The organism is Bacillus sp. USDA818B3_A, assembly GCF_009928415.1.
Lineage (GTDB): Bacteria > Bacillota > Bacilli > Bacillales > Cytobacillaceae > Neobacillus.
The window spans coordinates 74,107-84,507 of sequence record NZ_JAABNN010000021.1 but is presented as its reverse complement, the minus strand read 5'-3'; the positions used below and the strand labels follow the sequence as shown (position 1 = coordinate 84,507).

At 37.8% G+C, this 10,401-nt stretch carries 12 protein-coding genes; 2 read left to right on the top strand and 10 right to left on the bottom strand.

The genetic code is table 11. From position 1 onward, the window contains the following. Positions 1–244 precede the first annotated feature (244 nt). A complete protein-coding gene (locus GXK58_RS22700) occupies positions 245–1,108 on the bottom strand; it encodes a nucleotidyltransferase-like protein (protein ID WP_160725462.1) in 864 nt (287 codons plus the stop codon). Positions 1,109–1,253: 145 nt separating this feature from the next. On the opposite strand from GXK58_RS22700, the gene GXK58_RS22695 reads away from it, so the two are divergent. Continuing rightward, positions 1,254–1,607 (top strand): YgzB family protein, encoded by a 354-nt coding sequence (locus GXK58_RS22695; protein ID WP_160725461.1) that lies wholly within the window; start codon positions 1,254–1,256, stop codon positions 1,605–1,607. Positions 1,608–1,671: 64 nt separating this feature from the next. On the opposite strand, the gene perR is transcribed toward GXK58_RS22695, so the two are convergent. From perR to GXK58_RS22680, 3 genes are all read right to left on the bottom strand, one after another. Further along, positions 1,672–2,109 (bottom strand): peroxide-responsive transcriptional repressor PerR, encoded by a 438-nt coding sequence (gene perR / locus GXK58_RS22690; RefSeq protein ID WP_160725460.1) that lies wholly within the window; start codon positions 2,107–2,109, stop codon positions 1,672–1,674. A 106-nt stretch (positions 2,110–2,215) separates the two neighbouring features. Continuing rightward, entirely contained in the window at positions 2,216–2,770 is a 555-nt protein-coding gene (locus GXK58_RS22685; protein ID WP_160725459.1) for a cob(I)yrinic acid a,c-diamide adenosyltransferase, read from the bottom strand. 263 nt (positions 2,771–3,033) lie between these two features. Beyond that, a complete protein-coding gene (locus GXK58_RS22680) occupies positions 3,034–3,666 on the bottom strand; it encodes a LysE family transporter (RefSeq protein WP_160725458.1) in 633 nt (210 codons plus the stop codon). 181 nt (positions 3,667–3,847) lie between these two features. Here GXK58_RS22680 and GXK58_RS22675 point away from each other — a divergent pair, with 181 nt between their 5' ends. Further along, on the top strand, positions 3,848–5,521 hold the full coding sequence (locus GXK58_RS22675) for a ribonuclease J (protein ID WP_160725457.1): 1,674 nt from the start codon (positions 3,848–3,850) through the stop codon (positions 5,519–5,521). 54 nt (positions 5,522–5,575) lie between these two features. On the opposite strand, the gene GXK58_RS22670 is transcribed toward GXK58_RS22675, so the two are convergent. The 6 genes from GXK58_RS22670 to GXK58_RS22645 form a co-directional block, all read right to left on the bottom strand. Further along, positions 5,576–6,433, bottom strand: a complete 858-nt coding sequence (locus tag GXK58_RS22670) for a manganese catalase family protein (protein WP_160725456.1) — start codon at positions 6,431–6,433, stop codon at positions 5,576–5,578. A gap of 88 nt (positions 6,434–6,521) precedes the next feature. Then, a complete protein-coding gene (bcp, locus tag GXK58_RS22665) occupies positions 6,522–6,992 on the bottom strand; it encodes a thioredoxin-dependent thiol peroxidase (RefSeq protein WP_160725455.1) in 471 nt (156 codons plus the stop codon). A gap of 110 nt (positions 6,993–7,102) precedes the next feature. Continuing rightward, entirely contained in the window at positions 7,103–7,492 is a 390-nt protein-coding gene (locus GXK58_RS22660) for a potassium channel family protein (RefSeq protein ID WP_237389756.1), read from the bottom strand. Positions 7,493–7,633: 141 nt separating this feature from the next. After that, positions 7,634–8,419, bottom strand: coding sequence for an ABC transporter permease (locus GXK58_RS22655; protein ID WP_160725454.1), 786 nt, complete (start codon positions 8,417–8,419; stop codon positions 7,634–7,636). A 3-nt stretch (positions 8,420–8,422) separates the two neighbouring features. Further along, positions 8,423–9,214: an ABC transporter permease gene (locus tag GXK58_RS22650; RefSeq protein ID WP_160725453.1), complete on the bottom strand. Its 792-nt coding sequence runs from the start codon at positions 9,212–9,214 to the stop codon at positions 8,423–8,425. Continuing rightward, positions 9,207–10,226 (bottom strand): ABC transporter ATP-binding protein, encoded by a 1,020-nt coding sequence (locus GXK58_RS22645; protein ID WP_160725452.1) that lies wholly within the window; start codon positions 10,224–10,226, stop codon positions 9,207–9,209. The genes GXK58_RS22650 and GXK58_RS22645 overlap by 8 nt, the downstream gene beginning before the upstream one ends. Between the last annotated feature and the right edge of the window lie 175 nt (positions 10,227–10,401).

Genomic DNA, 10,401 nt, shown 5'->3' with positions numbered 1-10,401 from the left:
TCATAAGAAATGAATAATTATTGTTTGTTGACGTTTTTGTTTGTTTAGTTTTCAAAGAGCAATCGATGTTGTTCACAAGCGACTTTATTAATTTACCATATCACCGAATGTGATGTCAACACTTTTTTAAAAAACTTTTGAACCGTCATCCGCGAAGCTCTTTAAGAATGTTTCGCAGCGACGGTTATTAATATACCAAGTATTTTTTAAAAGGTCAATACTTTTTCTTATTTTTTTAAAATAATTATGAGACATGATAATATCTATGAAAAACACCATGACCTTTAGTCTCAACATTCACTACCTCTATTAGATGTTTCTCGATAAGATATTCAATCAGCACAGCCAAATCTACAGAATAAGGGATTAATTCTTTTTCAGTCATAATCTCGTTAAACATCCAGTACTCCTTGCCGCTTAATACTTCCAATAAGTGTGAAGTACCAATATTTGTTCTGGAATGAATTAAAAACTCACTAGCCAAGAACAACAATTCTAGTCTTTTCTCTATAGTTTCTTCGCTATTTACTAATTCTACATAGAGCTTATAAATTTCCGGCTCTATTTGTTTTACTTGATTCCAAACTGTCAGTTCTGGATGAAGACCATTTTCAATAACCGCTAAGCGGGCTAAATGATGTAAAGAATGCACCACATGATTATAGGCATCAAGGAATTGACCACTCTCGAATAATGCTTTCCCATCCACATACCTGCGAATTAGTTTAGCAAATTCTAACCCCATTTTAATTTTCCGGCCATTGAAAGGAAAATCTCTCAGCTCTGTTTTTAAATTAAGTACGTATTCATTTCGATCAAATAAAATCTTCGCTTCATGAAGCCATTCAAATATCTTTCGATTTGTTCCCAACAGCAGCCATTCCTGCAGCAGATCTTCTGTTACGATGTGCATAGCAGCCTTTTTATCATCGTAAGTATAATGTTTAATAAACAATGGATGGTCTGCCTCTTTTACAATTATCAATAAAATAACATCAAATGAATCAGTGATATGGCTGGATCTCTGTTTCTTTTCAACCAACAAAACTCCCAGAGTATTGGATTGGCTCGCCCTTTCTTGATATATGGGCCGAAGGATGTCTTCCATTCATCATTCCTCCATTTTATTCAGGTAGCATTATATGTTCGACAGTGAAATCTAATTTCCTTCTTTCGCAAAAGACATTTTTCGACATTCTTTGTATTTTTTCTTAGAAAATAATTGTGGTATAGTTTGTCTAGGAGGGAGAAATATGGCTAAATATTCAAGTAAAATAAATAAAATCCGATCCTTTGCATTATCCTTAATATTTATTGGATTTATTGTTATGTACATCGGAATTTATTTTCGTACTTCACCAATTATTATGACCATTTTTATGCTATTAGGGCTCATTTTTATTATTGCAAGCACAGTCGTATATTTTTGGATTGGTATGCTGTCAACGAAAACCATTCAGGTAAAATGCCCAAACTGCGGGAAACCAACAAAGATGCTGGGCCGGGTAGACATGTGTATGTACTGCCGCGAACCTTTAACCTTAGATCCTAATCTAGAAGGAAAGCAGTTTAATGAAGATTATAATCATAAAAAAGAAAGTAACTAAAAAAAGGGTGACTAAAAACCTATTGGTATTAACCAAAGGATTTTAGTCACCCTTTTTTTATAGATTAATGTACTTCCTTCGCAGCACATTCAGGACAAGAACCGTAAATTTCCATACGGTGATTATCCACTTTAAAACCAGTTACGTGTGAAGCAAGATGCTCAACCTCGTCAAGACCAGGATAATGGAAGTCAACAATTTTGCCGCAGCTTTGACAGATCACATGGTAATGGTGTGTGGTTACGAAATCAAAACGCGCTGATGCATCTCCATAGGTTAATTCCTTAACTAGGCCAACTTCACGAAATACTCGTAAATTATTGTAAACTGTTGCCACACTCATATTAGGGAACTTTCCTTCAAGAGCTTTATAAATTTCATCAGCAGTAGGATGTGACATTGAGTTTATTAAATATTCAAGTATAGCATGACGTTGCGGAGTAATTCGCACACCTGTATCCTTCAAGGTATCCAACGCTTCTTTTAACTGATTCATCGCCATGCACCTTCTTTCTAAAAAATATTATTAGATTATAATTGTTATAATTAATTTTACTAGGTCATTTGTACTTTTGTCAACATTGTAATCTAATAATCACTATTTGTTACTAACTATTCCCATGTAAGGTTTGTTCATTTTCTCCCAGTAGATAATTAACATATCTGGCCGTTACAAACAATAAATCTGAAAGCCTATTTAAGTAGGCCAAAACAAGGGGATTTACATCTTCTCCTATGGAAACCGCACATCGTTCTGCTCTACGAGCGATTGTCCGCGCCGTATGGAAAGCAGCACCTGCAGGATGTCCACCTGGCAATATGAAATTAGTCAGCGCTGGTAAAGTTGAATCCCAATCATCAATTTGTTTTTCTAATTCTTCTATGTCTGCAGAGACAAGCTTCCACTTTACTTCCTTACCTTTTGGGGTAGCCAATTCCGCTCCAACATGAAAAAGGTTTGTTTGAATCTTATGATATACAGTTTCTATTGTTTCTTTCCCTTGAAAATTTTCATTTTTCAAGTAGCTTAACGCAAGTCCAAGCATAGAGTTGGTCTCATCACAAGTTCCGTAAGCTTCAACCCTCAGGTCATTTTTCGCTACCCTCTGTCCATAAATTAAAGAAGTAGTACCTTTATCACCAGTTTTTGTATAGATCTTCATTACAGACCCCTCCATAAACAGCATTTTGATTTATTGATTACTATGTATTCTAAGGAGAATTATTTTCTTCATCTTAACACCTATACTTATATTTAGAAAGTTGTGAATATATAATGGTTTTTTATAAAAAAAGAAGGGCCGCTAAGGACCCTAATAAATTTATCTGAGGAGGTATGCCCTAATAAGATGATATTCAGTTTAAGCTATCTTGCATTGGACAAATGCCTTTTCTAAAGAAAATAGGCTCTTATTTTATGTAATTTCTAACCCCAAAGCGCGGAAACACCCTGGTATCCAAAATAAATCCCGAAAACAACTAAGGATGCTCCGGAAATAAATGAAATGGCAATCAAGCTTTTCATATTTAATAATTTCCGGAACCCTGTTGTAAGGGCAGCCACAAATAAATCCCAGAAAGTCAGGCCTAAAAAAATCATACTGCTATAGATTAACAACGATTCCGTCCCATTAGTCTCTGCTGTTTTTGCCAGAATGGAACCATAAATACCAAGCCAAAATAGGATCGACAAAGGGCTTGTGATCGAGAGTATAAATCCTGTTAAGAAACACTTATGAAGCGGTTCTTTATTCCGGCTATAGGATAGGGTTATCGTATTAGCATTTTTAATACTTTCCAACCCCGAATAGATCAGAATAAACCCTCCAAAAAGCCAAAGGAAAATTTGTACGATAGGAATTCCAAGAAAGCGGACCATCCCTAAATAAACCAATAACATGAATATTCCATCAGCCATCATGGATCCAACCCCTACAACCCATGCATGCCAAAAACCATTTTTTATCCCCTTATCCAAACGGGCGGAATTCACCGGCCCAATGGGTGCTGCTAAGGTAAACCCTAGGATGATATAACTGATTAATATGTTTACACTCAATAAAACCACTCCACCCTATTGTTTATCAACTTGTACATTTTATGATGAAATTCATCATTCATGTCCTATAAATTGAAAACGTTTAAGTATAAAGGATCCTGCTTTCACTGCATCAAAGTGTAAACAGAAAGGAATAATAAAATTATGTAAAAGGCTCTAGGTTTGAATGGAGGAATAAAAGATGAAAATCACTGAAAACGCCTTATCTATCTTCGCCCTAGGCGGAATCAATGAAATCGGAAAGAATATGTATGTGGTTCAATATGAAGACGAGATTTATATTATTGATTGCGGGGGGAAATTTCCCGACGAAAGCTTACTAGGGATTGACTTAATTATTCCTGACATAACGTATCTGGAAGAGAATCAGGAAAAAATTAAAGCTCTAATCGTTACACATGGACACGAAGATCATATTGGCGGGATTCCCTACTTTTTAAGAAAATTAAATGTACCTATTTATGCAACCCGATTTACCCTTGGGCTCATTGAATTAAAATTAGATGAACATCGATTAAAGAGAGATACCAAACTTATCACGATAGACTCTAATTCAAAATTAGAGTTCGGTCAGGTCCAAATTTCTTTTTTTAAAGTAAGCCACAGTATACCTGACTGCCTTGGGATTGTATTCCATACACCAGAGGGGAAGGTTGTCCATACTGGAGATTTTAAATTTGATTTGACACCCGCTAATAATCAATATTCAGATATACATAAAATGGCGGAAATTGGCCAACAAGGTGTTTTAGCCTTAATTTCCGAAAGTACGAATGCCGAGCGCAAAGGGTTAACCCCTTCTGAGCAGATGGTTGGTTCCCATATGGATGAAGCGTTCATAAAGGCAAGGGGGAAAATTTTCATCTCCACCTTTGCATCCAATGTCAACCGTGTCCAGCAAGTCGTTGAATCGGCCATTAAGACCAATCGTAAACTAGCATTGCTGGGCCGCAGTATGGTGAATGTTGTTAATGTGGCCATTGAACGAGGTTATCTAAATGTTCCGGAGGGGATGTTGATTGACGCAAGTGAGATCGATAATATGCCTGCAGAAAAAGTAGCTATCCTCTGTACAGGCAGCCAAGGGGAACCTATGGCAGCCCTTTCCCGGCTGGCAAGCGGAAACTTTCGCGATGTCGCAATTTACCCTGGAGATACCGTGATTTTAGCAGCGTCCCCCATTCCAGGAAACGAAAAGGATGTCTCGCGCATTATCGATAACTTATTTCAAATCGGTGCAAAGGTCATTTATGGTTCAGGCAGTACAACAGGCATGCATGTCTCTGGACATGGCTACCAGGAAGATTTAAAGCTAATGCTGACCCTTATGAAACCAACTTATTTCATCCCGATTCATGGGGAATATCGGATGCTGCACCATCACCAAATGTTGGCTGAGTCTGTCGGAGTAGAGAAAGGAAATACCTTTATTATAAAAAATGGCGATATCGTTGATATAAAAAATGGTGCCGCATATCAAACCCGCTCGGTCCCAGCAGGTGACACTTATGTAGATGGGATGGGGGTTGGTGATGTCGGTGATATTGTGTTACGCGATAGGAAGCAGTTGTCTGAAGACGGAATGCTTGTTGTCGTCATAACGATCAGCAAGGGAGACCGAAAGATTATTTCTGGACCTGATACCATTACCCGGGGATTTGTTTACGCACGCAACTCGGATGAATTGCTAAAAGAAGTAAACCGCCTAGTAAAAAAGACCGTCAATGACCTGCAGGCTGAAAATATCCGCCAATGGAATGTAATCAAACAAAACATAAAAAAATCAGTGGGACAGTATCTGTTTACTCAAACAAAGAGAAAGCCAATGATTCTTCCAATTATTATTGAGATATAAAAAAAAAACGAAAAGGGACATGTCCATTAAAACACGTCGTCCTTTTTCGTTTTTTTAATTATTTAAATCGTATAACCCAGGGCTATGTTCGTTAGGCATCTCGGGGAGCTCCGGAACTGGATATCCATTTGGCGGAGGAATAACTTGAAGTGTACCGTCATTCCGGCTTGGCGATTCCCCTTGGAATATTTGTCCTATCAATGTGTCATCCAATCTAAAATTAAACTGCGCATTATGGAAGCCCATCTCAACATATTTACGGCATTCAGGGTACTTATTGATATCGTAATTCGGCACCGGGAAAATTTTTCCCCAATTGACACCTAATGTTTCTAATGCTTTAGCAAACGCATTTTGATGCGCATTATCTCTAACAATTAAGAATGCTAATGTTTCTCTAAAGGTCTTATTAGAACTCATCTCATAAATACGTGACTTTTGCAGGACCCCTGTAGATTCCAATACTAGATTGTCCAATAAATCGCTAATTAAGTTTCCGTGACTGTATACATAGTTACCAGTCCAGGGATTACCGCCCGCATCTACCGGAAGCGAGCTTTGTGCTCCCATAATGAAGTGATGAGGGTTGGCATGGTCTTTAACGGCTGCCTCAAGCGGAGCACCTGTACTTCCTTCCGCCCCTACAGCATCTTCTCCCGAACCATTGAGCAACTGATTTATCGTTGTTTGTACAAGCTCCACATGGCTGATTTCCTCCAGGAAAACACCTCTAATTAAATCACGATACTGCTTTTTGTTTCCTCGGAAGTTTGAGCTCTGGAAAAAGAACTGCATCATCGTCCGCATTTCTCCAAATCTTCCGCCGAGAGCCTCTTGAAGCACCTTAGCAGCAGCTGGATCCGGTTTATCCGGAACGATTATGTTAATTAAATCTTCTTTATAAAAATACAAAAAAAATCCCCCTTAATGATGATAAGAATACCTGCTTAGCATTACCAAACTGTATATTCTTAACCAAACCAATTCGGGGATTTAATACTCAGCCTAAATTCTCTTTTACATACTGTAAGGCCTCTTCAACATGGCCTTTTACTTTAACCTTACGCCACTCTTTAACTAGTTTACCTTCTCTATCAATTATAAAAGTGGATCGTTCAATTCCCATATACTCTTTACCGAAGTTCTTTTTTAGTTTCCACACTTCATACAATTCAGCCGCTTTATGTTCGTCATCTACTAAAAGCATGAAAGGCAAATGATACTTCTCGATAAACTTTTCATGTTTTTCTTGCGGATCAGGACTCACACCAATAATGACACACTTTAACTCTGCAAAACTCTGATGATTATCCCTAAAATCACAAGCTTGCGTAGTACATCCCGGAGTCATATCTTTCGGATAAAAATATAAAACCACATTTTCCCCTCTGAAATCAGCTAACTTAACACTTTCCTCATTCGTAGCCCTTAATTCAAAATTAGGCGCCATTTTCCCAACTTCAATTGTCATTTATCTCTTCCTTTGCTTAGTTAATATCATTCTCATTTGCTGTTTGGTACGTATATACTCTTAGCGTAACCAAACTGTCTGAAGAACACAACTAAACGCAATCAAAGGAACTACTTTTCATTATTAAGCACAACTCTCGCTACAAAGGCCGCAGGTAATGTGTAGCCGATTAATGCTTCGATAACAGCAATCATTCTTCCTATTCCTTGGGGAAGCACATCACCATTCCCCACTGAAAAAAGTGTCATTGCACTAAAATAAAAACTACTTTCAAAAATATTCTTATGGGGTACATTTACTTCACGCAAGAGCGGCATACCAATTAAATTAAACAAGATATAAATCATTCCAAAGCCAAGAATAATCGTTAAATACACAGCCCCTAAATATAAAAAATTCTCAGTAGAAACAATTTTCCCCTTAAGCGTATTAGGAGTAAATAATGTTCGCAAACTCATAAAAATGCAAAAAATAACAATTGGCAATAGAAAATAGAACAAAGTAACCACCTCTATGGAATTGCGGCTTATTCTATTCCTATGCCGGCTTGGACAATAAAATATCAAAAACCAGGCATAATAAAAAGCTCCAGCGCCTTGGTTTGGCACTGGAGCTGGACAATACCTAAGTGCGGCCTTTACTTAATTACCTGCACCACGGTATTTTTTTATTCCCTGATTCCATAACATCACTGAAACGATGAAGAAGATCATTCCTATAACTGGCGTTAAAAATGAATACCAATACCATTCTTGTTTTTCCAAAAAGAATGCCGCTGGATATACCCCGACAAAAGCAAACGGCAAGATCCACGTTAATACAAACCGAATCAATGGATTATAGATATTTATCGGATACCTGCCATAACTGCTGATATTATACATCATCGGCATCAATGACGTTCTCGCATCGGCCCAAAAGCTTATACAGGCTAACATAATAAACACACCACCGTATACAAGTGCCCCGCCCATAACAAAAATAATAAACAAAATAGGATCATACCAATCAACATCCAAATGCAGCCGGCTCCCAGCAAAAAACATCACAGCCAGCCCAGTGATGGCACCTAATAGTGATTCGAGTTCTAGGCGTTCCAGAATTATTTGAAATAGACTGTGAATCGGCCTTGTTAAAATTCGGTCCAACTCCCCTCTTACAATATAACGCTCATTGAAATCCCAAATATTAAAGAACGCTGAAAATACCGCAAACGGGACTAGGAAAAAGCCATAGATAAAAATGATCTCATCTCTGCTCCATCCGTGTAATAATTGCGTGTGTCCGAAAACAACTAAAATAAATACTAAATTGATGGCCTGTGACATCAAATCCGAGAAAAATTCTACAAACAAATCCGCCCGATATTGGAACCGGGTCTTCAAATATTGTGACATGTATTGAAAAAACATCGATATATAAAACACAGCTTATCCCCCTTGAATAATCAATTGCTTCTTCGCCAAATTCCAAAGTATATAAATAGGCAAAATTAAGATGATTACCCAAATAAATTGCTGGCCGATCGCTGCTATCGCCTGATCATGTGAAAAGCCTTTGGTAAATATCATGCTTGGCGTATAACTAATTCCTTGAAAAGGCAGAAAGCCCATAATGGTTTGCGCCCATCCCGGGAAGAAACTAATCGGCAGTAATAGCCCTGAAAACAAATCAATGACTACCCGCTTGGCACGAATCAATCCGGCATTATTATATAAGAAGAAAGTCGTTATTCCTGTCAATAAATTCAGCTGGGTATTAATCAAAAAACTTAATAAAATAGAAACTGCAAATAAACCCCACACACTCAAATCCCAAGAAAACTTAATCGGAAAGACAAAGTAAACGATAATAAGCCCCGGAGCAGAAAAGAAGAAAAGCCTAAAAATCCCTTCTCCTAAACCTTGCATGGTTTTCATCCCGAGGTAATTGTAGGGCCTGATTAATTCAATCGCCACTTTTCCCTCCATAATTTCTTGGGCCATTTCCCGATCAAGGTTATTAAAATAAAAAGCTCTTGCCATCCAAGAAACCGCCACATAAGTAGTCATCTGTACGACAGAAAGTCCCTGGATTTGTTCTTTGCCGCCATATATGGCCGTCCAAAGAAAATAATAGGCTCCAATATTAATGCTATAAATAAGAATACCAGTATAATAATTTGTCCGATAAGCAAGCATCATTAAAAATCGGATCCTAATCATCTCTAAATACTTATCCAACTTCCACAGCACCCTTTTCATAGATTTTCCGGATAATTTCTTCCGTCTGGGTTTCATTTATTTTTACATCTTTGATTTTTAATGCAGCAACCACTTGGGCGATGACTTGTGAAATTAATTCATCTCGGTCCTCAACTGCCGCTGTAAAAATTTGATCTTTCTCATCCATTTCCCATACAACAGGCAATCCGCTGGTTATTTTTTGAACAGCAGTCAAATCCACGCTCTCAAGGAATTGGAATTGTAATTCTTTTTGGTCGCCCCATTTTTCCTTTAATTCCCTTAATCCCCCATCATAAATGATTTTTCCTTCATCAAGCATGACCACACGCTCACATAAGGCTTCAATGTCTGAGAGGTCATGTGTGGTTAGAAGGATGGTTGTGTTATATTTTTCATTAATTTCTTTTAAAAACTCACGAATCTTTAGCTTTACAAGGACATCCAAACCAATGGTCGGTTCATCTAAAAAGAGTAAGGGAGGATTATGAATTAAGGCAGCAGCAAGTTCGCAGCGCATTCTTTGACCAAGTGATAACTTCCTGACAGGCTTGTCTAACAGCGGTTCTATATCCAATGTTTTGATCACATGGTTCATGTGCTGGTCGTACTGTTCGTCAGATACTTTATAAACCTTTTTCAATAAACGGAATGATTCCTGTACAGCAATATCCCACCATAATTGGGAGCGCTGTCCAAATACGACTCCGATGGTTTGGACAAATCGTTCCCGTTCCTTATGCGGATTCATTCCGTTGACACAGATTTCACCAGAGGTCGGAGTCAAAATGCCCGTCAGCATTTTAATCGTTGTCGACTTTCCTGCCCCATTTTCACCAATGTATCCAACCATTTCTCCTTTTTTCACGGAAAAATTAATATCATTTACCGCGGGAACAACTTTATAATTACGGGTAAACAAGTCCCGGAACGCCCCTTTCAAACCAGTACGGCTGGAGTAGGATTTAAACTCTTTTCGTAAATTCTTAACTTGAATTACATCATGATCCATTCTAATTTCCTCCTGAAAACGAAAAGCGCCATGTAAGTCAACTTGTCAATTGGGCGCTGAAGCTGCAGATTTTTCAAAGATTTTACACTTCTAACCAATTAGTTTAGCCAAATATTTTTGATAAGACAACTACTCGCTTATTTCATCAAATTTTCAAAAATATTAAACAGATAGC

Coding starts and splice junctions, on each gene's coding strand:
- GXK58_RS22685 (WP_160725459.1), bottom strand. CDS start 2,770: ATGAAGATCTATACAAAAACTGGTGATAAAGGTACTACTTCTTTAATT.
- GXK58_RS22645 (WP_160725452.1), bottom strand. CDS start 10,226: ATGGATCATGATGTAATTCAAGTTAAGAATTTACGAAAAGAGTTTAAA.
- bcp (WP_160725455.1), bottom strand. CDS start 6,992: ATGACAATTGAAGTTGGGAAAATGGCGCCTAATTTTGAATTAAGGGCT.
- GXK58_RS22695 (WP_160725461.1), top strand. CDS start 1,254: ATGGCTAAATATTCAAGTAAAATAAATAAAATCCGATCCTTTGCATTA.
- perR (WP_160725460.1), bottom strand. CDS start 2,109: ATGGCGATGAATCAGTTAAAAGAAGCGTTGGATACCTTGAAGGATACA.
- GXK58_RS22700 (WP_160725462.1), bottom strand. CDS start 1,108: ATGGAAGACATCCTTCGGCCCATATATCAAGAAAGGGCGAGCCAATCC.
- GXK58_RS22675 (WP_160725457.1), top strand. CDS start 3,848: ATGAAAATCACTGAAAACGCCTTATCTATCTTCGCCCTAGGCGGAATC.